Below are 26469 nucleotides of genomic sequence, written 5' to 3'. Positions count from 1 at the left end.
AGCTGTCTCAAACAATTAAGTTTGAGACAGCTTTTGAAACCAATAAATCTTATATGCTAAGAATAAATAATGGGATAAATAAGCCATATACCGCAAGTCCACAAAAACGAAAATATGATTTAAAAAACACACGATAGATTATTTCGCCTTCAATATATGCATACACCAGAGTCATCATAATTCCTAGTAAGCCTAATCCAAAAAACAAGAACGGGATTACTGATAATTCCAGTTGTGTTAGTGAGGTCATAAAAATACAATATATCACCGGAATAATCATTAAATAAGGTATTCTAAGCTTTCTTCGAATTTTCCTAGGCAAAAATTTCTTCAGAATTACTAAAGACAAAAATACAATTAGAATTAGCAGTAACTGATAATACCATGTCATCTCAATCACCTATGCCCTTACTCCCGTAATAAAAAAGTATCATGCAACGCATTTACTGCTACTTCTAAATCGGCTGCCTTAACTAGCACCCAAATTGTTGTATAGCTATCTGTTGTTTGCAAGATTTCAATATCATGACTGGCCAGAGCCGTTACAATTCTTGCTGCTATTCCAGGTGTACCCATGATTCCAGCACCTACAATCGACACTTTCGCACAGTTTTCTACCAAGGTATGAACAATCTTTTTACTCTGAAGCAATTCCTTAGCTAGTTCAGATTCTTCATGGTTTAAGTTGAAAACCACTTTTTCAGGTAAAATATTAATGAAATCAACACTCAAATGATTATCTGCCAATAAGTTAAATACCTGATCAGCTGAAAGATTCTCTGTTAAAACACTGAATTGAGTCAACCCAACTTGATGAGCAATTCCTGTGACGCTCCGATAATCTTGTAAGGCAAGGTTCTTATCCGAAATTAGTGTTCCTAATTCGTCCACTCCGTCCCAAGTTGAACGAATTCTCAATGGGACATGCGCTTGCTGTGCAATTTCAACAGCCCGCGGATGAATAACTTTTGCCCCTTCATGTGCCATATTTGCAACTTCTTCATAGCTCACATTTTTTAAAAATTTAGCTTTCTTTACAAGCCGTGGGTCGCCAGTCATCATTCCAGAAACATCAGTAAAAATATCAACTCTTTTAGCTGATAAAGCTGCCCCCAAAAGTGCAGCCGATGTGTCACTACCACCTCTGCCTAGAGTTGACATATGACCTTCTCTCGAAAGTCCTTGGAAACCAGCCACGATCACTACATCATTTTCAGAAAAGGCTTTATTGATATTTTCGGTTTTAACATCTAAAACCTTAGCATTTTGATAATCATTGTTAGTCCTAAAGCCAGCATCTGGACCAGTCATTGCCGCTGCAGAAATGCCCTCTTTTTTTAATAACTGTGTAAATACAGCAGTTGAGATAATCTCACCAACTGAGACAATCATATCTAATTCACGTGCTGACAAACTCGTTTGATCTGCATCTACAAGATTCAAGAGCGAATCTGTGGCATACGGTGCCCCTTTTCTTCCAATTGCAGAAACAACCACTACCACTTTATACCCTTTCTCTAAGGCATAACGCACATGTTCAAGTGCCTTGTGCCGTGCCTTATCATCTTGGACCGATGTCCCACCAAATTTTTGTACCATGATCTCCATTACTCTTTACCTCGTTTCGCTTCAATTGTCGTCGCTATTAAATTACAAATAAATGAAATTTTGTTACTAGATTTACTCATTCAATTATAATTGTTAGTTTATGTAAATTCAATTTGTTTTAGAAAGTCTTTGTATACATAGTTTCCAACAAAGACCGTTTGACACAATTCACAGTAAAAAGTATAGTATATTGTAAAGCTTATACGAAAGGTGAATTTTGTTGTGGCAAAGAAGAAAAAATCACGATTTCAAAAAATTACAATGGTAGTTGTTTGGCTGATGATTGTTGTTACTTTAGGTACCGTAGTTCTTAGTGCAATCTTCTCAGTAATGGGATATTAGTTATTAGAACTCCATAAAAATATATACTAAATCCAAAAAAGGGACGCGTTAATACGTGTCCCTTTTTTTTGGATACATTTATATTGAATTAGCTTGTGAGCTAGCTATAAATATTCTATTCTTAGTTCCTTTTGAAGTTCTAGGAACCCACGCCTGCATATATACAAATTTTTTTAATCCACTCATCAGTATTTTCTGTTGGTGCAACTCTACCGTTAATCAATTGGTTTACATACGGTTTAGAAAGACCAAAATGATCGGCTATATCAGACTGCGAACTCGGTTTTAGTTTCATCCGTTTATTTCTTTTTAGACTTAATAATATTGCATCCGTAAGATCATACTCCACTTTAACCACTCCAATTCACTAATAAATTATCTAACTTATTTGACGATTACCACATCTTATTATAGAATCAATCAGTAATATCAAAATAATTTTCCCTAACTAATGTATCAATTTTATTTTCTACATTATGTTAATAGGTAAATTATACTAACTTATACGTTAGATTTCAATTGTTTTTATAACTTTTTAGTTATATTAAATTTATTGGGAGTTTTAAAATGTATACATTAGAAGTAATTAAGCAACTTGCTAAAGAAAGAAATATTTCCGTTTATGAACTTGAAGAAATATTAGGGTTTGGAAGAAATACGATTTATCAATGGTCACATCGAACACCATCTATTGAGCGCGTCAAAAAAGTCGCTGATTATTTTGGGGTTTCCTTAGATTACTTAACTGGTCGAAGTTCTAAAAAAGATATAAGCAAAATTGATTTAGCAACTGTTCCCGATGGCGTACTTACATTTGAAGGGAAAGAAATTCCTGAAGACGAACTTGAAATAATTCGTCATCTATTGCGAAACAAGCCTTCAAAATAAGCGAGGTGTGTAGCCCATTGGAGGAATTATTAAAATTAGCAAAAAAAGAGCATATTAAAATTATTTGGACGCAGGAACTTGCTCCCACAACTCCACCCGTTGCTATTTATAATCTAAGAAGTATTATCATGAATTCTAATTGGCATAACCCCAATCAATTCATTTTTCAGTTGGCACATGAATTAGCTCATTTAATTTATGGGGATCCACTTGATCTCTATTTATATAATCAAACCCCTGCACAAAAATTTAAAATTGAGTCAAAAATTAATGATTATGCGTTGCAAATTATATTTAATTTGTATAATGAAATCCCCTACAGTGAGATCAACATTGTATCCTTTATGCAAAAATATGAGATTCCGGCGCATTTAGAAAATCGCGTCCGTTTCTTGATTGGCGAGAGTGTGTTGTAAATATATAAAATTCAAGATTACACAAGGGATTCTCCTTTATTCAGGACACTATTTAAAATGTAAAGCAAAAAAATCTGGCATTAACTGATTTTCATCAGCTAATACCAGAACTTTTTTATTCTAAATAAATATACTCCATAAGTCAAAACTCTCCGTCTAACTTCGAATTACTCATAGCAAAGTGCCTGCTATGTTCGTAATTTCGAGTAGTACTCAAATTTTCCCGACCTTGTACTGCCTATCTATATTAGTAATTTGTGTTAATATTCAAGCTCTCTTACTTTATAGCACAATTTCTTTTACACGTATTAACGACGTCTTTCAGGAATACGAGCTGCTTTACCATGCAATGCACGCAAGTAATACAACTTAGCACGACGTACACGTCCTTGACGAATTACTTCAATCTTTTCAACACGTGGTGTGTGAACTGGGAATGTACGTTCAACACCAATTCCACTACTAATCTTACGAACTGTATAAGTTTCGCTGACACCTTCACCACGGCGTTTGATAACTACACCTTCAAAAATCTGGATACGTTCACGTGTACCTTCAACGATTCGAGCATGAACACGAACAGTATCTCCAGGACGGAAATCCGGAATATCGCTACGCAACTGAGATTCTGTAATTTTTTTGATTAATGGGTTCATTTTATTTCTTCCTTTCGCCAACATTCTTGTCTCTCAACAGCGGAATATCGTTAATGTGGCGTATAGCCGTCAATAATCTTATCATATCGTAAAAGTATTATCAAGTTCTTAATTCTCAAGTTTGTTCTTTATATCTTTTAATATCTTTTGTTGTCGTGCAGTCAATTTTAATTTTGCAAGTAAGTCCGATCTTCGTAAATAAGTTCGCTTCAGAGACTCATATTCTCTCCACTCAGCAATTTTTTGATGATTTCCACTAATAAGTACCTCTGGGACGTTCATTCCTCTATATGACGCGGGTCTTGTATATTGTGGATACTCCAATAAACCACTTGAAAATGAATCTCCCGGCGCAGACTCTTCGTTGCCTAAGGTTCCCTGCAATAATCTGGTAGTAGCATCAATTATCACCATAGCTCCCAGTTCTCCGCCAGTCAGAACATAGTCTCCTAGTGAAATCTCATCAGTAACTCTCTCCCTGATTCTTTCATCATAGCCTTCATAGTGGCCACAAATAAATGTTAAATGCTCTTTTGCAGATAGCTCCTCTGCCACTTTCTGATTGAATTGTCTTCCTGCTGGATCAAGCAAAATTACATTCCCTAATCCTTCATTTTTTGTTTCAACATAATCCAAAGCATCAAAAATTGGCTGTGCTTGTAATAACATTCCAGCACCACCCCCATAAGGATAATCATCGACATGTCGCTGATTGTTGCTTGTAAAATCACGATAATTTGTAATATCAACATCAATGATTTTACTCTCAATCGCCTTACCAACAATAGATGCTTCCAAAGGGCCCTTGAACATTTCCGGAAATAGACTTAAAATATCAATCTTCATTAATCATCCAACCCATCTAACAAATCAACAATTATACTTCCACTTGCAATATCAACTTTTTTTACAACATCATGGATAGCTGGCAACAGAAGTTCTTTTCTACCAGCCCTTTTAATAATCCAAACATCATTGGCACCCGGACTGAGTATCTCACTAACTATCCCAATCTCATTTAATTCTTCATCGAATACCTTTAAACCGATAATTTGATGATGATAAAAATTATTGTCTGTAAGTTTCTGTTGCTGTTCTTCTTTAATTGCTAATTTAAGTCCCTTAAACTTCTCAACTAAATTAATATCTTGGTAATTCTCAAAAGACAGTAAATAAAATTGCTTTACTCTACGGACCGTAATTATTTTTAGTGCAAGTTCTTTGTCAGGCCTTAGTAGATACAGCAGTTTACCCTTTTGAAAGCGTTCATCTGCAAAATCAGTAATTACTTTAATCTTCACTTCCCCGTGTATTCCATGAGTATTAATAATCTGTCCCACTTCATAAAAGCTCATTATTTCACCTCTTTAAAAAAAAGAAAACCCCTGAATAAAACATCACTGCTTCATCTAAAGGGATTCACTAATTATATACAATTCTTAATCAAACATGCACTATAGTCCAATTATTATAAACCAATCAACTATTAGAGCACATAAGTTAAGTTTACAATTAAGGGTCTTTTTATATGCAATAAGTTTTATTATTTGCTGAACTTTGCATCATGAAACTTCTTCATGACACCATTCTTTGAAAGAATATTACGTACTGTATCTGAAGGTTGTGCACCGTTGCTCAACCAGTTCAAAATATTCTCTTCCTTAAGTGTAACACTTTCAGGTTCTGTTAATGGATTGTATGTTCCAACTGTTTCGATGAAACGACCATCACGTGGTGAACGTGAATCTGCAACAACGATACGGTAAAATGGACGCTTTTTAGAACCCATACGTTTTAAACGAATCTTAACTGACATTAACTACACCTCCTATTAACTTTCTTAACGTTAATAATATAACAGTAATTCAGCTTGGTGTAAAGGATTATTTCTTGACAGACACAAAAAAATTTATTTCTTACGCTTTTTATTCTTTAGGCGCTTAAGTTTGCGTTTCTTATTCTTTCGTGCCATCGAATTCATTGACATCTTTGCAAGCTTGCCTGATAATCCGTTACCAAACATTCCTTCCATTCCTTCAAAGTTTCCTTTAGAGACTTTCCCCATCATTTTCTTCATTTCATTAAACTGCTTTAACATTCTATTAACTTCATGAATTGGACGACCTGACCCAGCCGCAATTCTTCTTCGGCGGCTAGGGTTGAATAAATCAGGATTCTCGCGTTCCTCGTTAGTCATTGAATATACTACAGCTTTAAGATGATCAATATCTTTAGGATCCACCTTCAAGTTTTTGATTGCTGGATTATTTGCCATCCCAGGAATCATTTTTATGACGTCTTCCATTGGTCCCATTTTTTGAACTTGTTCCATTTGGTCAATAAAATCATTGAAATCAAAGCTATTCTCACGCATCTTCTCTTGCATTTGCTGAGCTTTTTTTTCATCAAAATCTTGCTGTGCCTTTTCAATCAAGGTCAGCATATCACCCATTCCTAAGATACGTGAGGCCATTCGATCTGGATAGAAAACATCCAAATCTGTCATTTTTTCACCCTGACCAATGAACTTGATAGGCTTGCCAGTAACTGAACGAATTGATAATGCAGCACCACCACGAGTATCACCATCTAATTTGGTTAATACAACCCCCGTGACGTCCAACTGTTCGTTGAATCCCTTGGCAACTTCGACTGCATTTTGACCTGTCATTGCATCAACCGTCAGCAAAATTTCGCTAGGTTGTGCTAATGTCTTGATTTGAGCAAGTTCATCCATCAGCAACTCATCAATTTGCAAACGACCAGCTGTATCAATCAATACATAATCATTTTTCTTTTCAGCAGCTACTTCCAACCCTTTTTTAACAATTTCAACTGGTGAAATATCAGTTCCCAAAGAGAAGACTGGAACATCAATACCCTTGCCTAAAATTTCCAATTGGTCAATCGCTGCAGGTCTGTAAATATCTCCCGCAATCATCAATGGACGAGCATTCTTTTCATTCTTTAACTTTAAAGCTAATTTACCTAAGGTCGTTGTCTTACCAGCACCCTGGAGACCCACCATCATAATAACTGTTGGAATCTTATCAGACTTGTTTAACGCGACGGCTTCTTCGCCCATAACTTTTGTTAATTCATCATTAACAATCTTTACAATTTGCTGTGCGGGAGTTAAACTCTCGAGCACCTCCGCTCCAATTGCACGAGTTCTAACTGTCTTAACAAAATCTTTTACCACTTGGAAGTTCACATCGGCTTCGAGTAATGCAAGCCTAATCTCACGCATAACCTCTCTTACATCGGCCTCACTAATCTTACCTTTTTTTCGAAGCTTGCCAATTGCATTTTGGAGTCGCTCTGTTAATCCTTCAAATGCCACTTAATCCACCAACTTTCATTCTTCTAATTCTTCTAATTTTTCAACTAATTTGTTTAAAACTTCATCATCTGGATAATTCTTCTGGACATAACTTTGAAGTTCATCAGTCCGCTGACTTTGATCTTGGAAATTTCGCAATAAATGAAGTTTCTTTTCATAAGACTCAAGAATCGTTTCCGTTCTTCTTATATTATCATATACAGCCTGTCGCGAAATCTGATAATTTTCGGCAATTTCCCCCAGCGAATAGTCATCTCGATAATACAAAGCAATATACTCCATTTGCTTACTAGTCAAAAGCGATTCGTAAAATTCAAATAAGGCATTAATTCTATTTGTCTTTTCAATTGCCATTGCTCGTCACCTGCCTCAATCAGATTAGTTTTCCTCTTTTGGAGTCTCAACCAGCCCATTAAAGAGTCCGTAGACAAATTCAACTGGTTCAAAATCACGTAAATCATCCATCTTTTCACCAAGTCCAACAAGCTTAACAGGAAGATGTAATTCATTACGAATTGCCAAAACAATTCCACCTCTGGCAGTCCCATCCAACTTAGTCAAAACAATCCCGGTCACATTTGTAACATCTTTAAACTGTTTTGCCTGTGTTAATGCATTTTGCCCTGTAGTCGCATCCAAAGCTAGTAAAACTTCTTGCGGGGCATCTGGTAATTCACGAGTAATCACCCGTCCAATTTTACCCAGCTCATTCATTAAATTAACTTTATTTTGCAGTCGACCAGCAGTATCCACCAGTAAAATATCGTAGTTTTCGTTCTTGGCTTTTTGAACAGCATCAAACACAACGGCTGCTGGATCACTTCTTTCCGGTTTTCGCACAACTTCAACATCTACTCGTCTTCCCCATTCGACAAGCTGTTCAATTGCACCAGCTCTAAACGTATCAGCTGCAGCAAGTAAAACCTTCTTGCCCTCTTGCTGGTATCTATGAGCAAGCTTCCCAATTGTTGTCGTTTTACCAACACCATTAACACCTACAAAAAGAAAAACAGTTGGTCCATTCTGTGCAAAATGAAGTGAATTATCTTCCGTTGTTCCTTCTGCCTCATATAAAGAAACAAGTTTTTCAATAATTGCATTAGAAACATCTTTTTTATCTTTTACATTGCGCAATTTTACTTCTTCTTGGAGTTCCCCACTAATCTTAACAGCAGTTTCAAAGCCAACATCGGCTTCAATCAATTTTTCTTCCAACTCTTCAAAGAATTCCTCATCGACACTGCGAAAATTCGCAAACAGTTCATTAAGCTTATCACCAAAAGTTTTACGTGATTTCTCTAATCCCTTTTCATACTTTTGTTCTTCAACAGTCTGCGACTCTTCTTCTTGACCCCTAAAAACATGTTTAAGTTTATCAAAAAAGCCCATTTTTATCCTCCCTTAGCGACACTTTCTTCGAGTATATTTTCAAGAGAAACTGAAACTGTCCTTGATATCCCTGATTCTTGCATCGTTACTCCATATAAGATATCAGCTCTACTCATTGTCCCTTTTCTATGTGTAATGATAATGAATTGTGTCTGATCATGGAATTTCTGTAGATATGTTGAATAACGATCTACATTTGCATCATCTAAAGCTGCTTCTGCTTCATCTAAAATTGCAAAAGGAACTGGTTTTACTTTCAAGATGGCAAATAACAATGTCAGCGCAGTCAACGCCTTTTCACCTCCGGATAGCAACGACAGCTTTTGCAACTTCTTTCCAGGTGGTTGAGCCATGATTTCTATTCCAGTCATCAATAAATCGCTTGAATCGGTCAGTTTCAAAGCTGCTTGTCCGCCACCGAACATCTGTGGAAAAACTTCAGCAAATGCGTCAGCAACCGCCTTAAATGTATTCCCAAACCGAACCTTGACTTCATTATCCATTTCCTGCATACTTTTTTGCAACTGTCTTTTTGCTGCCAACAAATCATTTTGCTGCAGCGATAAGAACTCAAAGCGTTCATTCACACGTTCATATTCATCAATTGAGCCAATGTTAACCTGACCTAAATCTGCGATACCTAATCGCAATAACTTTAACTTCTGCAACACTTGATTCAAATTCTGTTCTTTATTTTGCACCTTTGCAGCTTCATAGGTCAGCTCATATGTCTGAGCTAGCTCAGACAAGCTCTGGTCAAGTATACCATTTACCTTGCTCAATTTAATACTTTGTTCACGCTGTTCATTAAATGTTAATTCTTGCAAGCTATTAACCCTTGTCAGTTCTGCTTCATTTGACTGTAACTGTTCATGAATCTCAGTTCGCTGCTTCTTACCCTCTGCAAGATTAGTAGCAATTACTTCTTGTTTCTCACTAATCTGTTGCAGTTGCTGCACTATTTCTCCAGATTTTAGGGAGTCTATTTTTTGTTTGTTGTCAATCTCAGTTAATACTTTCTGTGCAGCTTGAAGTCCAGTTTGGTACTCATTAATCTGTTTTTTGCTAATTGCAGCTTTGTCATTCAAAGAACTCAATCTTTCTGTAACAAGTACCAAGCGCTGCTTCATTTCACTGCTTTTTTTAGCATTTTGCTCTTTGGATTTGTTCAATTCAACAAGCATGTTCTTCTTATTGTCAAATTGGAATCTGAGTTTATTTATTTTCTGTTCCAAAATAAGCTGCTTTCCAGCAAGTGAATCCTTATCTCTGACAAAAGCATTATTCTTTATTTCCTGTTCAAATTCTTTTTGCTGTAGTACAAGTGCCTCTTTTAAATGCCTTACTTGGTTTTTCAAAAGTTCAAGTTGGGCTTCAGCATTGTGGCTCTCATCTTTTCTTGCTGTCACATCTTTTTCTACCATTTGTACATCTAGTTTCTTTTGTTCAAAATCTTTCTTTGCTTTAGCACCTTCAAACTCAATTTGCTTCATTTTTTGTTTCATTTCTGCGAGATTTTTTGCTAATATTTTAATTTGCTTCTTTTGTTCTATTAGGCCATTGTTCTTTTGTTTGTTTGTACCACCAGTCATCGCACCACCAGGATTAACAACATCACCTGCCAACGAGACGATCTTCAAACCATGGTCAAGTCGCCTAGCAACATCCACAGCAATATCGATATCCTTCACAATAACGGTTGTCCCTAGCAAATAATTTAAAACCGGCTGATCCACTTTGGTACACTTCACCAATTCACTGCCAACACCAAGCACACCCGGAATTCTTTCCAAAATCTCGGACTGGTACTTACTGATTTGCCGCTGTCTCACTGTATTTCTTGGTAAGAAAGTAACTCTTCCCAGACGGTTTTTTACTAAATAATTTATACCAGCTTTTGCTGCTCGCTCATCTTCGACTACAACATTTTGCACTTGGCTTCCCAGAGCAATTTCAATCGCATACGCAATCTTTGTAGGGACATCTAGTAATTCTGCAACTGCACCTATAATCCCAGCAAAGTTTGTTCTTTTTTGCAAAATTTCTTTAACACCACGATAATATCCAGCAAAGTTATCATCAATATTCTTTAAGCTATCATGTTGTGCTTGTGCACGCTGCACTATCTCTAAAGCCTTGTACCAATTATCTTTTTGTTGTTGCAGCTTCACTTGCAAGCCTGTTAACTTATCTTGTTCAACTTCAAAGCGCTTACCTTCAATTTCCAACTGCTTACATTCTTCTTCATAAATCAATTGTAAATCAACAATTTTTTTATTAAGAGCTTTAATGTTTTCTTGCTGTTTTTCTGTTTTTTTGATAAAAATATCTTTACTTGCCTTAGTTCGCTGCTCTTCTTTTGTAAGATACAAAACCTGATTTTTTAAGGACGTCTGTTCTTGCATTCGTTCAATTATTTGTTGTCTCAAATCCTCAATTTCATCTGTAATCTGATTCGCGTTCGCTCCATGCAACGCTGTTAAAACACTAATTTTACCTTGTAGCTCTTCTTGTTCCCCTGTAAAGGCCTTAATCTGCTTTATTAATTTCGTACGTTCAATTTCAACTTGTTTCAGTTTGCCTTGATTTAATTCTCTTCGTGTCTTAACTTCCGTAACTTTTTGTAACTGATAATCCTTTTCTTTTTGTGTAATTTTTTTTTGCCCGCCATAACGTTCTTTTTGACCAGCTAAAAGCGCCGACTCTTCTTGTAAACGGTCAAGGCTGTGATTCAATTCATCTTGTTTCTTGTGCAATAAATTAACGGTTGTCTCATACTCTTCAACTTGCTTTTTGTTTTTAGTCTTAACCGTATCTAACCGCGCTATCTCACTTTCAAATACATCCTTTTTCTGATTGTTTTCAGCAATTTCCAGAACTAACTTACTTAAATTATAATGATCAAAGCCCTTTTTTTGTTCTAGATAATCCTTTGCAATGCTGCTTTGTTCCTTTAATGGCTCTCTTTGTTTTTGCAATTCAACAACAATATCTGCGACCCTGTCTAAATGATCCGCAGTTTCAGCCAGTTCTTGTTGTGCCTTTTGTTTCTCTTTCTTATACTTCAAAACCCCTGCGACTTCTTCAATAATTACACGACGTTCTTCTGGCTTGCTATTAAAAATTGACTCAACTCGCCCCTGAGAAATAATTGAAAATGATTCTCTTCCAAGTCCAGTGTCCAACATTAATCCCGTAATGTCCTTCAAGCGCACCTGTTTGCCATTCAACAAAAATTCGCTATCTCCATTACGATAAATTCTACGCGCAATTGCAATCTCGTCTTCATCCAATGATAAATAGCGATCCTGATTGTCAAAAATAATCTCGACTTCTGCGCGGTTAAGTGCTGCACGAGTATTTGTACCAGCAAAAATTACATCCGGCATTTTTTCTCCACGAAGGTTTTTGGCAGACTGCTCCCCTAAAACCCAGCGAATTGCTTCAATTACATTACTCTTCCCGCTTCCATTTGGTCCGACAATTGCAGTCATTCCATCTTGAAAATCAATTTGCGTTTTATCTGCAAAAGATTTGAAGCCATTGATTATCAGTGACTTTAACTTCATCCAGCACTGCTCCTTTATTTCCTTACTATTTATTAATCGTCTTTTTAACCGATTATATACGACTTACTTTAAGGCTTTTAATGCAACATTTGCAGCTGCTTGTTCAGCCTCTTTTTTTGAATGTCCGCTACCCGTTCCCAAAATTCTTCCGTCAGCACTAACAGCCATTGTATACATTTTGTCGTGTTCTGGTCCAAGATCAGCAACTTCAGCATAAGTAATTGCGACCTCGCCTTTTTCTTGCAATAATTCTTGCAACTCCGTCTTATGGTCCAACAAATGATCAAACCAGCCTAAATCCAGTTTCGGAAAAACAACTTTTGCGATGAATACTTCTACTGCTTTTTTCCCTTGGTCTTGATATAGTGCCCCAATAAATGCCTCGAAAATATCACACAATAAAGCTGGCCTTTGCCTTGCATTGGCTTTTTCTTCACCTTTACCAAGTCTGATATATTCATCAAAATTACATTCCTTTGCAAACTTACTGAAGCTATCTTCACAAACCATTGCTGCACGCAATCGTGAAAGTTTTCCTTCGGGCATTCCTGGATAGCGGCGATACAAGTATTCGGAGACACAAAGTTGCATCACGGCATCTCCTAAAAATTCAATTCGTTCGTAATACTTCAAATGTTCTTTCGGGTGTTCATTAACGTATGAAGCATGTGTAAATGCTTCATCAAGCAGCTCTGGTCGCTTAAAATCTATTTCAAAGTCATTTTTTAGTTTTTGTACTAATCCGATTATCACTTATTGTCTTCTCCTTTTTAAAACTTAATACCTTATATTATACCCTTACACATCTATCTGAACAAAATATGCTAGTTACTACCCTAAAAAAAGACAGATTGCTCCAGGATCTTCTCCGCTGCAATCTATCTTCCAGAATTTTAAATGTCAATAACTATCCTTGGTGATTCGCAATATATTTAACTGCATCTGCAACAGTGAATAATTTTTCGGCCTCTTCATCAGGAATTTCGGCCGAAAATGTATCTTCTAACTCAAGCACAAATTCAACAATATCTATTGAATCGGCATTCAAGTCCTTTGAGAAGTTCAAAGCAGGTGTTATCTTATCTTCTTCAACATCAAAACGTTCATTAATAATTTTCGCAATCTTGTCATAAATTTCTTTTTCTGTCATCTTCTATTCCCCCACATCATCTGTTTTTTTTGCTGCTTCTTCGAAATATGCAACTAAATCCGGAATCATCTTTTCTTCTAACATCTTATGAATCTGCTTTAGTGTATAGTATACGGCCGCACTATCACTTGAGCCATGAGCTTTCACAACAGGTGCCTTGACACCAAGCAATACGGCCCCACCATACTGTGATTGATTCATCTTATTTTTCAACTCACTAAAAGTCGATTTGAGTAATAATGCACCTAATTTACCAGATAAACCGCTACTAACAATCGAGTCCTTCAGCAAGTGCATCGTCGCCGAAGCGGTTCCTTCAATTGCCTTTAGAACCGCATTTCCAGTAAAACCATCCGCAACAACCACATCAGCAACATTTTTTAAAATTGCATTAGCCTCAACATTACCAACAAAGTTCAAATGGGAATCTGCCTTTAATAATTGATATGCTTCCTGTGTCGTCTTATTTCCTTTGTGTTCTTCTGTTCCATTGTTCAGCAAGCCTATTCTTGGATTGGTAATTCCCCTGACTTTTTGTGCATAATATTTACCCAAAATCGCATATTCGTGGAGATGTTCAGGTTTATTATCCGCGTTTGCCCCACTATCTAGCAAGTTGAATGCTCCTTCAGTTTTTGAAATTATCGGAAGTGTCGAAAGTAATCCTGGACGACTAATTCCTTTGATTCTGCCGACAATCAACAATCCGGCAGTAAGAATTGCTCCAGTATTACCACACGAAAAAAATGCGTCAGCCTCGCCATCTTTAACTGACTTTGCAGCCAAAACCATTGAGGAATCCTTCTTTCTCCGCACTGCGTGTACAGGTTCATCATTCATATCGATTTCACTATCAGTATGAATAATCTTAATTCGTGACGTGTCTTTTAAATACTTCTTAATTTCATTTTCTCTTCCATAAAGATTGAACTCAAGCTCACGGTATTCATCGCGTGCTCGTTCAACTCCTTCAACAACCGTTTGTGGTGCATTATCTCCACCCATAGCATCAACTGCTATTCTCATTAAATTCATCCCTCTTTAATCGAATGATGTCCCTAATAAAGTACGCTTTAAATACTTCATTAGTTCTTCATTTTCTTTTTTTTGTTTGAAATATTCATCGCTAATTATTTGCTGTGCTTCTTCCTTTGCTATCTGTAATATTCTTAAATCAGCTATTGGATCACCTAATTTAAATTCAGGCATTCCAGATTGTTTGCTTCCTAAGATGTCACCTTGACCACGGAGCTCCAAATCCTTTTGTGCAATCACAAATCCATCATTTGTCTCAGTCATTATCTGCATTCGGGCAATCCCATATTCGTTTTTGGGATCAGCAACAAGGAGACAATAAGACTGCTTATCTCCTCTGCCAACCCTGCCGCGCAACTGATGCAGCTGTGCCAGACCAAACCTGTCTGCATCAAGAATCATCATGACAGTTGCATTTGACACATCAACTCCCACCTCAATTACTGTAGTTGTTACTAATACATCTATTTTATGCTCTTTAAAAGCAGACATTACATCTTCTTTTTTATCACTACTCATTCTACCATGAAGCAATCCAACATGATATCGCGATCCTAATCGTTCATTGGTTTTATTGAATATCTCTTCGGCATTCTTCAAATCCATTACCTCAGATTCTTCAATTAATGGGCTAACAATATATGCCTGTGAATTACTGCCTAACTCACGCTCAAGAAAATCGTAAGCACTCGCCAACTGAACGTTCTTTACCCACTGAGTTCTAATGCCTTTGCGTCCCTTTGGTAACTCATTGATTGTGGAAACATCCATTTCTCCATAAGTTGTTAATGCTAACGTTCGCGGAATTGGTGTTGCAGTCATCATTAATACGTCGGGTGACTTACCCTTTTCTCTGAGAATTTGTCTCTGACTGACACCAAAACGATGCTGTTCATCTGTTACAACCAGGCCAAGGTTCAAGAACTCAATATCCGGTTGGATTAATGCATGAGTACCAACTACCAGATTGATTGTACCCTTTTTTAAATTGGATAATAACTCCCGCCTTTGTGCTACCCTGGTGACAGTTGAGCTTGTCAACAGCGCAACTGTAATTCCCATCGGTTCAAATAACTGCGCTAATTTAATAGCATGCTGTTGTGCTAATATTTCAGTTGGAACCATTAATGCAGCTTGAAATCCTGCTGTAATAGCAGCATACATGGTTATTGCTGCAACAATTGTCTTTCCTGAACCAACATCACCTTGCAACAACCTATTCATATGTCTTTGCAAGTGCATATCATGACAGATTTCATTTACCACTTTTTTTTGCGAATTTGTTAATTCAAAGGGCAGACTTGCTATAAATCGCTTGAGCTTATCCAATCTGTAGTTAATTTTCAGTCCATCATTAATATTCTCATTTTTCTTAAGATACTGCATTCGAGCTTGAAAGAGAAAAAATTCCTCAAAAGTTCCGCTACGACGTGCTAGTTTTGCAGATTTCTGACTTGTTGGAAAATGAATCTCATGAATAGTTTCTTTTCTTGAAAGCAATCGGTATTTTTTTGCTAGATAATCTGGAACAATGTTAACAATCATATCGGCATATTCACTGTATGCCTGCTCAATTATCTTTTTTACCTGTGACTGTTTAATCTCTTTTGAGGAACGATATATCCCCCCCAATTCATTGCTGCTTTCATCTGCTAAAATTTTCATTCCAGTTAAGTTTTGCCTTTTATGGTTCCATTTACCATAGACAGTTAGTTCTTTACCTAATTCGATTCTGGAACGCAAATAACCCTGGTTAAAAAAGGTCACCATAATGACATCATGTTCAACCAGCAGTTTAAAATTCAAGCGATTTTTCTGGCGGCCAAAATGACTCAGCACTGGTTCAGTTGCCACTGTCCCTTTTAAAGCAACCTTTTCTTGATCACTAATTTCAGTCAAATTGCGTGCAGCATAGTCATCATATCTGAATGGGTATGCAGTTAACAAATCTTCAATGGTGTTTATACCCAACTTATTCAATGCCTGAACTTTTTTGGGACCAACACCTGCTAGAACCGCTACTGAATCACTAAGTTCTTTTGCCAAAGCCATCACCTCTATTTTGAATGAATTAAAAATCTGACTAATTCCAATTTTATGCAGGAATTAATCAGACTATTATGAAAATTATTATTCGACAGAAATTAAATACGGATACACAGGTTGATTGCCTTGATGAATTTCAATTTCTAAATCCTCATCAAGTTTCAAAACTGCACTTTTGATATTTTCAGCTTCAGCAGAAGTTCCGTCTTGACCAATAATTATTGTAACAATTTCACTATCATCATCAAGCATTTTTTCTACCATTTGCACAGCTGCATCAACTTTATCTGGATTAGTCAATTCAATTTTCCCATCAATAATCCCCATATAATCATCTTTTTTGATTATATTTCCTGCAATAGTTGTATCACGAACTGCAATCGTAACTTGACCAGACTTCACAGAATCCATCTCGTCGCTCATATTTGCTGCATTTTTATCTAATTGTTCTTCAGGATTGAACGCAATTAATGCTGTCATTCCTTGAGCAATTGTCCTACTTGCAACAACCCTTGTCGGAACCTCCGCAACTTTTGCAGCTTGTTCAGCAGCTAAGAAAATATTTTTGTTGTTTGGTAAGATAATAACCTTTTGTGCATTAACTTTCTTAATTGCATCAACTATATCTTGCGTACTTGGATTCATTGTCTGACCACCACTTAAAACATAAGTTGCACCTAAACTCTTAAACAAGTTAGCGATTCCATCTCCAGAAGCAATTGCTATAATACCATATCCTTCATTATTTACACTTGCTACTACAGCTTCTTCTTTGTTTTCTTCTTGCTCATCATGCTCCAAAATTGTTTCATGTTGTAGACGCATGTTATCAACCTTAACTTTAATCAAGGATCCAAAACGTTGTCCATAAGACATCACACTTCCTGGATGCTCTGTATGAACATGTACTTTGACAATTTCCTCATCGGCAACAACTAATAGTGAATCACCAATCGTATTTAAATGATTGCGAAACTCATCATAATCGAATTTTGAGTCAACTAGACGGCCCGCACCTAGCTTAACCATTATTTCAGTACAGTACCCATACTTGATATCTTCTGTGCTAAGCTGACTTTGAACACTCTTATGATGTTCAGCATTGACCATTTCTTCCATCTCTTCAACACTTGGTTGGTGCGCATCATCTTCAGCACGCTGATTGCCAGACAGAGCATCAAAGAAACCTTCATATACAAAAGTCAAGCCCTGTCCACCTGAATCAACTACCCCAACTTCCTTTAAAACCGGCAATAAATCTGGAGTAGTTGCCAAGGCCTTTTTTGCAGCTTCATATGCGGCTGCCATCACTATAACCGTATCATCGCTTTCACCGGCTGCCTTGTTAGCCGCCCTAGCTGCCTCACGTGCAACCGTTAAGATTGTTCCTTCAGTAGGCTTCATTACAGCCTTATATGCAGTCTCAACCCCAGCAGTCAAAGCAGCTGCCAAATCATTTGCATTCAAACTATCTTTCTTTTCTGTACTCTTATAGAATCCCCGGAATATCTGTGATAGTATTACTCCAGAATTTCCACGAGCGCCCATTAATAATCCCTTAGCTAATGCCACAGCCAAGGAACCTACAGTGTTAGCGGTAGATTCAGACACATATTTTGCACCACTAACAAAAGAAAGGCTCATATTTGTTCCAGTGTCTCCATCAGGAACAGGAAATACATTTAAAGAATTAATAAATTCTGCATTATTACTTAATCTTTTTGAACTGATCGCAACCATCTTTCTAAAATGCGCCTCAGTTATCTCTGTGACTTTCAAATTCGCTTATCCTCCTTGGTCCCCATAATACTCAACTATTCTTCAATAACCCGCACACCTTGTACAAAAACATTGACTGAATTAGCTGTTATTCCTAACATGGTTTCCAAATTATATTTAACTTTATCTTGGACATTACGGCAAATTTCAGAAATTTTTGTGCCATAACCTACAATAATATACACATCAACTGCAACTCCATCATCCTCTTGGCGCACAATAACACCTTTTGAATAATTATCGCGCTTCAGAATCTCGTTCAGATTATCCCTAATCTGGTTTTTACTTGCCATTCCGATAATTCCGAATATTTCAGTTGCAGCACCACCAACAACTGTTGCAATAACATCATTATTGATATCAATGTTTCCAAATTGCGTTTTGATTTTTACAGCCATTAGATACAGCCTCCTTAATTTAACACACAATAACTAGTTTTATTTTAGCATAAAATTAGCTAAATCACTATACCGCATGATTGCGCCAAATTCAAGCAATGAACAACAAATTTGTCTGCCAAGTTATTTTACTTTACAGAAAATTCTTGCAATCATTCGTTAATTATGATAACTTATTCTAGTGAGTAAGCAGTACGTATGCTTTGAATCCTATCATTAAAGGAGGAACTAATAATGGCAAAAGATTTTATTACTGGTCGTAAAACAACTTTCGGAAAGAAACGTTCACATGCTTTAAACCAAACGAACCGTTCATGGAAACCAAATTTGCAAAAAGTTCGCATCTTGGTTGATGGTAAACCTAAGAAGGTTTGGGTTTCAGCTCGTACATTGAAATCCGGTAAAGTTACTCGTGTTTAACTACTAGAGACTCGTTTTTGCGGGTCTTTTTTATTACAATTATGATTGTTAATCCTACTAAATAAAAAAATTCCTGCTTAACACAGAAATTCCTTCAAATATTAATGAAATTAGATACTTTTAACTTTTTATTCCCTCTATATCACATTCTAATCCTTGCTCTGAATCACACATACGACTCCTGTAGTAAAACTAAACTTACCCTTTTCACCTACAAATTCGTTACTTGCTAACGATACTGGAAAATTAAAATTTTTTTCATCTAAACGATATTTTTCATCAACCAAACTCAGCTTCTCGACACTTGTCAATGGTACAAAAGCCAAATATTTCTTGTCTTTTTCTTTTTGAATCGTATAAGTACCGGGTTTATAGAAGTTAATAGTATTGAAACGATCAAAAATAAAAATTTTATCTGCATATTCGTAAAATGGTTTTCTTAGGACAAAAAATAGATTAGCCAAGAGATGATCTATTCTACCACCAGTTGCACCAAAAATGTTTATCCTATCAATATTTTGAAAATTTTCAAAAACAATTTTCAAGGCTAATTCTGTATCAGTATCATCTTTTTCAGGTTTGGCAGTATAAATCTTTTTGCTATTTCTCCTGACCAAATCTTGCTCTTCTTTTGTTGAAGAATCAAAATCACCAATCGCAATCGCTGGTTGAATTCCATTTTGAACAAGTCGCAAAGCTCCACGATCTGCACCAATCCAGATCTGCCCATCATTTTTTTTCAGCAACTCTGCCGGCCATTCACTGACTGGTCCTCCAACTAATAAATTGATTTCCATTCTAATCACCTGTCACTTTGTGTAATAATTGGATTTTTTCAACTGGATTAGCCGCATTAAAAACAAACGATCCGGCCACTGCAATTGTAGCTCCTGCTTGTTGGCACTGCTTAATTGTCTCATTATTGATTCCGCCATCAACCTCGATGTCAAAATCAAATTTTCTGTCTTCCTTAATTTGATTCAAATCCTGAATTTTCGAAAGCATACTAGGCAAGAATTCCTGACCACCAAATCCTGGATTAACCGTCATGATCAGCACTGCATCTACCATTTCTAATAAATTCGCAAGAACAACTACAGGTGTTCCGGGATTGAGCACAACCTCAGCTTTGCATCCTGCTTCCTTAATCTGCTGTAAAATGCGGTGAACATGTGGAGTTGCCTCATAGTGTACCCCAATTACATCAGCACCAGCATCTGCAAGCATTGCAATATAATCTTCAGGATTATCAACCATCAAGTGACAGTCAAAAATCTGTTTTGAATATGGCCGAATTGCTCTTAAAATTGGCTCGCCGAACGAAAGATTAGGTACAAAATGACCATCCATTATATCAATATGCAGGTATTCAGCACCTGCTTTTACTGTCATTTCTACATCTCTTTTTAAATTTGCAAAATCTGCACTTAAAATCGAAGGAGCAATTTTCATTCTAACACCTCATTTTCGATATTTTATTTTTTGCTTACTGATTTCTTTTTGAAACTGTTGATAATTCTCATATCTGCTTGTCTTGATTTCTCCACTTTCTACAGCCGCCTTAACTTTGCAGCCTGGCTCGTTCAAATGGATACAACTTCTGAACTTGCATTCTCCAGCATATTCTTGAAAATCTGGAAAATACCTTGCTAACTCCTCTTTTTTTATCTCTAATAAATCAAAAGAGGAAAAACCAGGGGTGTCTGCAATCAAATTATCTTTAATAGGTAAGAGCATTACTTTCCTTGTCGTATGCTTTCCTCGGCTCAAAGCCTTTGAGACTTCACCCGTTGCTAATTCAAGTTCCGGCTTGAGATTATTCAATAATGTCGATTTCCCAGCGCCGGTCTGTCCCATTACAACAATTACCTTTTGCTGAAGTTTGCCAGTTAATGTTATGACAGAATCAAGACTTCCTAATTGACAAGCATATATTCTTTGATAATCTGCAACAATCTGCTTTATCTTTAAATATTCTTCATCAGTCAACAAATCGACCTTTGAAAAAAATAATAACGGCGTAATTTCATTTTTCTCAAGCATTACCAATTGTCGATCTAATAAATTTGAAGAGAATTTGGGCTCCTTGCAAGCAGTTACCACAATCGCATAGTCAATATTAGCCACTGGTGGCCTTACTAACTCATTTTTTCGCTTTTCTATTCGTAAAATGTAACCTTCATCCTGGTTTTCAGCCTTGAATTCTACCCAATCACCCACGAGCGGAGCTTCACCTTTTTTCCGAAAATTTCCACGTGCACGTGTCCGATAAGTAACGCCTTCCAGATCAACATCATAATATCCACTTAATGATTGTCGAATTTGACCTCTTAACAATAAATCACCTTACCTTTCAAACCTCATCTGATTAGCTCGTCACATTTGTCTTCTCAGCAATAACTTGCCCATCTCTAACAATTTTATATTTACCAGAAGTTGAACCGCTCAGCGTAAAGGGTAGAGTCACACTTGTATCTGATGAAATTGTAAATTGCTGATAGATATCACTATAACTATGAGTATCATCTTGCAAATAAATCTGAATCGTGTTCATTGTACTGGAACTCGTCGAAGAACTCGTAGAACTTGATATACTACTAGAAGAAGACTGGTATGGAATATTTACACTAACAGAAAACGTATTAGCTGCACTGCTTGTACTATCCGAGGAACTACCACCCGACTGCGATTCAGCACCTGATGAACTAGCAGAAGTGGACCCCAAAACCACATTCAGAGTGTCACCTACTTTAATGCTAGCATTCGCTGCAGGTTCTTGTGAAATCACTAATCCCGTACTAGAGCTACCTGAGGAATTGTTTTCAATATTTAATACAAGTCCCAATTCATCAGCGTAGTCCTCCACACTTTTTTCCGTATAACCTGTCAAATCACGTAAAATAACTGTCTTTGCACCTGAACTAACGGTAAATCTGACTGTCGTTTGTTTCCAAACTACTTTCTTTCTGGCTGAAATATTCTGACTAATAATTTCTCCCTTGGCCACTGAACTGGATGCCTTTGTTTCCTTGACAACTGTAACGCCCTTATTATCAAGTTTTTTCTTCACTTTAGAATATGGTTGCCCTTTATAATTGCCAAACATATTCTTTTCAGGGCCTTCTGAAATTATCAGATTAACTTTCGAATTTTGACGCACACTTGAACTCTCAATCGGATCAGATGAGATAACTTGCCCCTTATCATATTTTGTACTATTTCGCTTGATAATATTTCCAACAACTAATTCTTGGGACTCAAGTGCGGTTTTAGCCTCTGTTTCGTTCATTCCTTGCAAATCCGGAACTGCCACATTCTTTGGGCTCATTGCTAGTGCAGTAATAAAAATCATTAAGACTATTATCACCGTTACAATCAGTGACCAAACAAGCCATTTTTTCTTTTTGCTCCACTTTTTCTTTGGTTTCTTGTCTTTTTCAGAACCAGTTTTATTATCACTTAACCCAATATTCTTTTTAATTTGTTGTGCACTCAATGGTTCCAAAACCTTAGTTTCATCCTCGATTGCACCTACAGGTCTCCATTTTTCTTCATTACTTCTGGTATATGAAAGTGCAGTTTCAATATCATCTTTCATCTCTGAAACTTTCTGATATCGCTCTGTTAAACTTTTTGCAGTTGCTTTTAATACGACATTCTCAAGTGCCTGTGGAATTTGATCGTCAAAGGACCTGACAGATGGCATGTCATTTTGAAAATGCTTCAAGGCTATCGAAACAGCTGTTTCACCCTGATATGGAACTCGACTTGTCAATAATTCAAATAAAATTATTCCAAGTGAGTAAATATCTGATTGTTTAGTAACTACGCTTCCCCTGGCCTGTTCAGGTGAAAGATAATGAACCGATCCCATTAATGTATTGGTCTGTGTCAATGAGTATTCCGAGGTTGCTAATGCTATTCCAAAATCAGTAATTTTTACTTGTCCATCAGCATTAATTAGGATGTTTTGTGGTTTCAGATCACGATGAATAATATCATGTGCATGAGCCTCTTCAACGGCCGACAATACTTGATCCATGATATTAACTATCCGCTCATAAGCAATGGGATAGTTTTGTGCTATGTAACTCTTTAAATCCATTCCTTCTATATATTCCATCACTAAAAACTGTGTACCATTATCTTCATCAATATCATAAATACTAACAATATTTGGATGGACAAGTTCTGTCAAAGAAATTGCCTCACGACGAAACCTTCTGATTGCAGCCTCATTATCTCGTAAATCAAGGCGCATCAATTTAACAGCAACATCTCTTTTTAAGATTAAATCATATGCCAAATAGACATTGGCCATTCCACCTTCACCTAATGTCTCTACAACCTGATATCGTCCGCTCAATACATATCCTGGCTTCACTGTTCATTCCTCCTCTCAAACGAAGAAGAAGCAAGTAAAAGTGTAACATTATCATTTCCGCCAGCTTTATTTGCAAGATTAATCAGCTTGTCACATTTATCTGCAAAGGATTTATTATTCAGCAACACTTCTTTTATTACTTGATCATCAACCATATTGGTAAGTCCATCAGAACATAGTAATAAAATATCATTATCTTCCAATTTAATAATTTTCTCATCAATATTTGCGTTTTCCGAAATTCCTAGTGTTCTAGTAACAATATTTTTTTGCGGATGATTTTTCGCTTCTTCAGTACTGATCTGACCGCTTTTCAATAATTCATTTACTAAAGAATGATCTTCAGTCAACTGCAGTAAATCACTGTCTCGCAGCAAATATCCTCTGCTGTCACCAATATTAGCCAGAAGCACCTCATCACCAAAAAAAAGGGCGCATACAATCGTAGTTCCCATACCATTCAAATCTTCATATTGGTTAGAGCGCTCTAAAATTAATTTATTTTCACGCTGAACTTCATCTATCAACCATTTTGCAGCAACGTCAATTGTATCAATTTCAGTTTCTTCAAAACGAAATCCTAAATGAGAAACTGCCATTTCCGAAGCAACATCTCCACCCTTATGACCACCTAGACCATCCGCAACAATTGCAAAACTTATCCCAGTAAGGTTCTTAAAAACACCCACGTAGTCCTCGTTATTGGGTCTTACTTCTCCCACGTCACTCTTATATGCAAAATTCATCAGGTAACCACCTCATTTATCTTACTCTCTTCAATCGGGTAATGAAAAAGCCATCAGATTCATAGTCATCTGGATAAATTGTCAAACTTTTACTAATATTAGGCAATTTTAGTTTTGTCTTTACCTCAATTTGTTCAAATTCATGATGCATTTCCAAAAATTCGGTAATTACCCGTGTATTTTCAGTATCCAGTATCGTACAAGTACTATATGTTAAATAGCCATTAACTTCAACATAGTCCGCAACTTTATCCAATATTCCGACTTGAACCTTATGCAAGTTTAAAGAATCTTGCAAAGACTTTTCATATCTGACTTCCGGTTTTCTTCTCATTAATCCTATACCAGAACAAGGTGCATCAACTAATATTTGATTAAAACTCTTGGGTTCAAAGTATGCGCCCATTTTTCTAGCATCTAGCTGTAGTAGCTTAATCTTTTCCTCAAAACCGCATTTCAAAGCATTCTCTTTAATCAGCTTAATTTTATGCTTGTGAATATCTAATGCTGTAACTGTCCCTGTTCTCAGATAATCAGCAATCTGCATTGTTTTTCCACCGGGAGCAGCACAGGCATCTAGAACCCGTTCATCTCCGTTCAACCCCATAGCCTCAACCACAAGACTTGCACTTTCATCTTGCAGCATGACCTTGCCTTCCGCAAAGAGACTAGTCAAACTGACATGCCCTCCTTTTTCTACAATTAAGCTTCCAGCAGCAACTTGACTATTTTCAACTTTGAAACCTTGACTAATCAATTCACTTGCAACCTCTTCAACTGAAATCTTTGATTCATTTACTCTAAGCGCTTGCTTGGGTGCTTTATTCAGGGAAACCAAAATTGAAACTGTTTTATCATACCCGACTTGTTTCTTTAACTCTTCAACTATCCACACGGGTACACTATAACTAATGCTTAGACGTTCAGTTTCATCTTCAATTATTGCAGTCTCAAGAACACCCTTACGCAAAATTGCATGCAAAACACCTGTCACGAATTTTCTCGTACCATCATGCCCCTTGTTTTTTGCAATCTTGATTGCTTCATTGAGCACTGCGTGATCTGGAACTTTGTCTAGAAACTTCAACTGGTACAAAGACATTAACAATAATTGGTTAACCCAATCATCCATTTTTTTACCTTTAACAAAAGGTTCTAGCCAAAATTCAAGTAATAAAAGATTCTGAAGTACTCCATACACAATAATTGTCAATAGATTAGCATCCACTCTTGACAGCTGATTTTTCTTAAGAACCTGGTTAAGCGCTAAATTTGAATATGCCCCATTTTTTGCAACCTTAGTTAGAATTTCAACTGCCATTAATCGTGGGTTTTTATTTTCTTCATTCATTTGTTATAATCCTCTGTCCTGCTTTTATCCCTTGACCTTGACCATTTAGAAAATTATTAATCGTCATTCGTGGCTTCCCAGCAGGCTGAATCTCTCTTATTTTATATACGCTTCCTTGAGCAGCCGCTACCTTCAACTCGTTTTTACCAACGAATACAGCTACTCCTGGTTCGTACTCAGTTTTTTCATCAAGCGGCTTTATATCCCATAATTTTGTTCTTTTATTCAAGAACTTTTCAAAATACGAACCCGGTTGCGGCCTAAGTGCTCTAATCATATAATCAAGCTGCTGTGCGGTCAAATCTAGAGATAGTTTTTCTTGTTCTGGTGAAATAACTGGAGCAAATGTGACTGCCGCTTCATCCTGCATCGTTCCGGTTATCTCTTTGCTGATAATCTTAGGGAGCATCTCTATTAAAACAGTTCTTCCTAAAAGACTCATCTTAGAGAAAATAGTTCCATTATCATCATTCTGCAAGATTGGTAATTCGGCTTGTGCCAGCATCTCACCAGCATCCATCTTCTTAATCATATAAATCAATGTGACTCCGGTTTTATCATCGCCATTCATAATAGCATATTGAACAGGTGCTCCTCCGCGATACTTAGGTAGTAACGAGCCATGGACATTTACTGCTGCAATCTTTGCAGAATTGATTAACGACATTGGCAAAAATTGTCCAAAAGCTGCAGTGATTATTACATCTGGTTGGATTGCAATCAACTGTGCAAGCTCTACACTCTTTCCCAGCTTCTGTGGTTGGTAGACTGGAATGTCATGCCTTACTGCCACTTGTTTGACTGGTGACGTAGTTAAAATTCGTTTTCTGCCTGTATACCGATCTGGTTGTGTCACAACTGCTTTAACGTCATAATCAGCTGCAATCACTCCTTCAAGGATAGTTGCTGCAAATTGGGGAGTCCCCATAAAAATTACTGATGTCATTGA

General features: G+C 36.7%; 28 protein-coding genes. 4 read left to right on the top strand and 24 right to left on the bottom strand.

Features of this window, described 5'->3' with window-relative positions; translation table 11 throughout:
* Positions 1-49 precede the first annotated feature (49 nt).
* Together ABF682_RS05605 and dapG are read right to left on the bottom strand one after the other, a co-directional pair.
* A complete protein-coding gene (locus ABF682_RS05605) occupies positions 50-391 on the bottom strand; it encodes a DUF3397 family protein (RefSeq protein WP_289977715.1) in 342 nt (113 codons plus the stop codon).
* A gap of 17 nt (positions 392-408) precedes the next feature.
* The gene (gene dapG, locus ABF682_RS05600) at positions 409-1608 is read right to left on the bottom strand and encodes an aspartate kinase (protein WP_415619215.1); all 1200 of its coding nucleotides are present in this window, start codon (positions 1606-1608) and stop codon (positions 409-411) included.
* 222 nt (positions 1609-1830) lie between these two features.
* Between dapG and ABF682_RS05595 the strand changes: the two genes are divergently transcribed.
* Positions 1831-1950: a DUF4044 domain-containing protein gene (locus ABF682_RS05595; RefSeq protein ID WP_289977374.1), complete on the top strand. Its 120-nt coding sequence runs from the start codon at positions 1831-1833 to the stop codon at positions 1948-1950.
* A 139-nt stretch (positions 1951-2089) separates the two neighbouring features.
* Here the strand turns inward: ABF682_RS05595 and ABF682_RS05590 are convergent, their stop codons facing one another.
* Positions 2090-2299 (bottom strand): XRE family transcriptional regulator, encoded by a 210-nt coding sequence (locus ABF682_RS05590; RefSeq protein ID WP_289977377.1) that lies wholly within the window; start codon positions 2297-2299, stop codon positions 2090-2092.
* A 218-nt stretch (positions 2300-2517) separates the two neighbouring features.
* Here ABF682_RS05590 and ABF682_RS05585 point away from each other — a divergent pair, with 218 nt between their 5' ends.
* Positions 2518-2838, top strand: coding sequence for a helix-turn-helix domain-containing protein (locus tag ABF682_RS05585; RefSeq protein ID WP_289977380.1), 321 nt, complete (start codon positions 2518-2520; stop codon positions 2836-2838).
* A gap of 17 nt (positions 2839-2855) precedes the next feature.
* Complete coding sequence (locus tag ABF682_RS05580; RefSeq protein WP_289977382.1) at positions 2856-3254, top strand: ImmA/IrrE family metallo-endopeptidase; 399 nt, start codon at positions 2856-2858, stop codon at positions 3252-3254.
* A 308-nt stretch (positions 3255-3562) separates the two neighbouring features.
* Here the strand turns inward: ABF682_RS05580 and rplS are convergent, their stop codons facing one another.
* From rplS to ABF682_RS05510, 14 genes are all read right to left on the bottom strand, one after another.
* The gene (gene rplS / locus ABF682_RS05575) at positions 3563-3910 is read right to left on the bottom strand and encodes a 50S ribosomal protein L19 (protein ID WP_289977499.1); all 348 of its coding nucleotides are present in this window, start codon (positions 3908-3910) and stop codon (positions 3563-3565) included.
* Between the two features lie 108 nt (positions 3911-4018).
* Entirely contained in the window at positions 4019-4756 is a 738-nt protein-coding gene (gene trmD / locus ABF682_RS05570) for a tRNA (guanosine(37)-N1)-methyltransferase TrmD (RefSeq protein WP_415619214.1), read from the bottom strand.
* Positions 4756-5265 (bottom strand): ribosome maturation factor RimM, encoded by a 510-nt coding sequence (gene rimM, locus ABF682_RS05565; protein WP_415619213.1) that lies wholly within the window; start codon positions 5263-5265, stop codon positions 4756-4758. Before rimM ends, trmD begins: the two co-directional genes overlap by 1 nt.
* A 188-nt stretch (positions 5266-5453) precedes the next feature.
* On the bottom strand, positions 5454-5726 hold the full coding sequence (rpsP, locus tag ABF682_RS05560; protein ID WP_003690523.1) for a 30S ribosomal protein S16: 273 nt from the start codon (positions 5724-5726) through the stop codon (positions 5454-5456).
* A 93-nt stretch (positions 5727-5819) separates the two neighbouring features.
* Entirely contained in the window at positions 5820-7253 is a 1434-nt protein-coding gene (gene ffh / locus ABF682_RS05555) for a signal recognition particle protein (protein WP_415619212.1), read from the bottom strand.
* A gap of 15 nt (positions 7254-7268) precedes the next feature.
* On the bottom strand, positions 7269-7607 hold the full coding sequence (locus ABF682_RS05550; protein ID WP_289977513.1) for a putative DNA-binding protein: 339 nt from the start codon (positions 7605-7607) through the stop codon (positions 7269-7271).
* A 24-nt stretch (positions 7608-7631) separates the two neighbouring features.
* Positions 7632-8642, bottom strand: a complete 1011-nt coding sequence (ftsY, locus tag ABF682_RS05545; RefSeq protein ID WP_289977515.1) for a signal recognition particle-docking protein FtsY — start codon at positions 8640-8642, stop codon at positions 7632-7634.
* A gap of 2 nt (positions 8643-8644) precedes the next feature.
* A complete protein-coding gene (smc, locus tag ABF682_RS05540) occupies positions 8645-12211 on the bottom strand; it encodes a chromosome segregation protein SMC (RefSeq protein WP_415619211.1) in 3567 nt (1188 codons plus the stop codon).
* A gap of 63 nt (positions 12212-12274) precedes the next feature.
* Positions 12275-12964, bottom strand: coding sequence for a ribonuclease III (gene rnc, locus ABF682_RS05535; protein ID WP_289977520.1), 690 nt, complete (start codon positions 12962-12964; stop codon positions 12275-12277).
* Positions 12965-13118: 154 nt separating this feature from the next.
* Complete coding sequence (acpP, locus tag ABF682_RS05530) at positions 13119-13361, bottom strand: acyl carrier protein (RefSeq protein ID WP_289977522.1); 243 nt, start codon at positions 13359-13361, stop codon at positions 13119-13121.
* A 3-nt stretch (positions 13362-13364) separates the two neighbouring features.
* Positions 13365-14387: a phosphate acyltransferase PlsX gene (gene plsX, locus ABF682_RS05525; protein ID WP_289977524.1), complete on the bottom strand. Its 1023-nt coding sequence runs from the start codon at positions 14385-14387 to the stop codon at positions 13365-13367.
* A gap of 15 nt (positions 14388-14402) precedes the next feature.
* Complete coding sequence (gene recG, locus ABF682_RS05520; protein WP_415619210.1) at positions 14403-16442, bottom strand: ATP-dependent DNA helicase RecG; 2040 nt, start codon at positions 16440-16442, stop codon at positions 14403-14405.
* An 84-nt stretch (positions 16443-16526) separates the two neighbouring features.
* Positions 16527-18221, bottom strand: a complete 1695-nt coding sequence (locus ABF682_RS05515) for a DAK2 domain-containing protein (protein ID WP_289977528.1) — start codon at positions 18219-18221, stop codon at positions 16527-16529.
* Between the two features lie 35 nt (positions 18222-18256).
* Positions 18257-18619 carry an Asp23/Gls24 family envelope stress response protein gene (locus ABF682_RS05510; protein WP_057869046.1) on the bottom strand — a complete coding sequence of 121 codons (363 nt, stop codon included), beginning with the start codon at positions 18617-18619 and terminating at the stop codon, positions 18257-18259.
* A 234-nt stretch (positions 18620-18853) separates the two neighbouring features.
* Between ABF682_RS05510 and rpmB the strand changes: the two genes are divergently transcribed.
* Positions 18854-19039: a 50S ribosomal protein L28 gene (gene rpmB / locus ABF682_RS05505; protein WP_289977538.1), complete on the top strand. Its 186-nt coding sequence runs from the start codon at positions 18854-18856 to the stop codon at positions 19037-19039.
* A gap of 149 nt (positions 19040-19188) precedes the next feature.
* Here the strand turns inward: rpmB and ABF682_RS05500 are convergent, their stop codons facing one another.
* The 7 genes from ABF682_RS05500 to fmt are packed head-to-tail and all read right to left on the bottom strand — an operon-like array spanning position 19189 to position 26466.
* Complete coding sequence (locus ABF682_RS05500; protein ID WP_415619209.1) at positions 19189-19836, bottom strand: thiamine diphosphokinase; 648 nt, start codon at positions 19834-19836, stop codon at positions 19189-19191.
* Between the two features lies 1 nt (position 19837).
* Positions 19838-20491, bottom strand: a complete 654-nt coding sequence (gene rpe, locus ABF682_RS05495; RefSeq protein WP_415619208.1) for a ribulose-phosphate 3-epimerase — start codon at positions 20489-20491, stop codon at positions 19838-19840.
* Between the two features lie 9 nt (positions 20492-20500).
* A complete protein-coding gene (gene rsgA / locus ABF682_RS05490) occupies positions 20501-21376 on the bottom strand; it encodes a ribosome small subunit-dependent GTPase A (RefSeq protein WP_289977545.1) in 876 nt (291 codons plus the stop codon).
* A 31-nt stretch (positions 21377-21407) separates the two neighbouring features.
* Positions 21408-23423 (bottom strand): Stk1 family PASTA domain-containing Ser/Thr kinase, encoded by a 2016-nt coding sequence (gene pknB / locus ABF682_RS05485; RefSeq protein WP_289977547.1) that lies wholly within the window; start codon positions 23421-23423, stop codon positions 21408-21410.
* Entirely contained in the window at positions 23420-24169 is a 750-nt protein-coding gene (locus tag ABF682_RS05480; protein WP_289977549.1) for a Stp1/IreP family PP2C-type Ser/Thr phosphatase, read from the bottom strand. The genes pknB and ABF682_RS05480 overlap by 4 nt, the downstream gene beginning before the upstream one ends.
* A gap of 16 nt (positions 24170-24185) precedes the next feature.
* Positions 24186-25520: a 16S rRNA (cytosine(967)-C(5))-methyltransferase RsmB gene (rsmB, locus tag ABF682_RS05475; RefSeq protein WP_289977552.1), complete on the bottom strand. Its 1335-nt coding sequence runs from the start codon at positions 25518-25520 to the stop codon at positions 24186-24188.
* Positions 25513-26466, bottom strand: coding sequence for a methionyl-tRNA formyltransferase (gene fmt, locus ABF682_RS05470; RefSeq protein WP_415619207.1), 954 nt, complete (start codon positions 26464-26466; stop codon positions 25513-25515). Before fmt ends, rsmB begins: the two co-directional genes overlap by 8 nt.
* Positions 26467-26469: the final 3 nt, after the last annotated feature.

This window comes from Liquorilactobacillus sp., assembly GCF_047719775.1.
Classification (GTDB): Bacteria; Bacillota; Bacilli; order Lactobacillales; family Lactobacillaceae; genus Liquorilactobacillus.
Note: the sequence above shows the minus strand (reverse complement) of the source record. Positions and strands in the feature narration are given on the sequence as shown.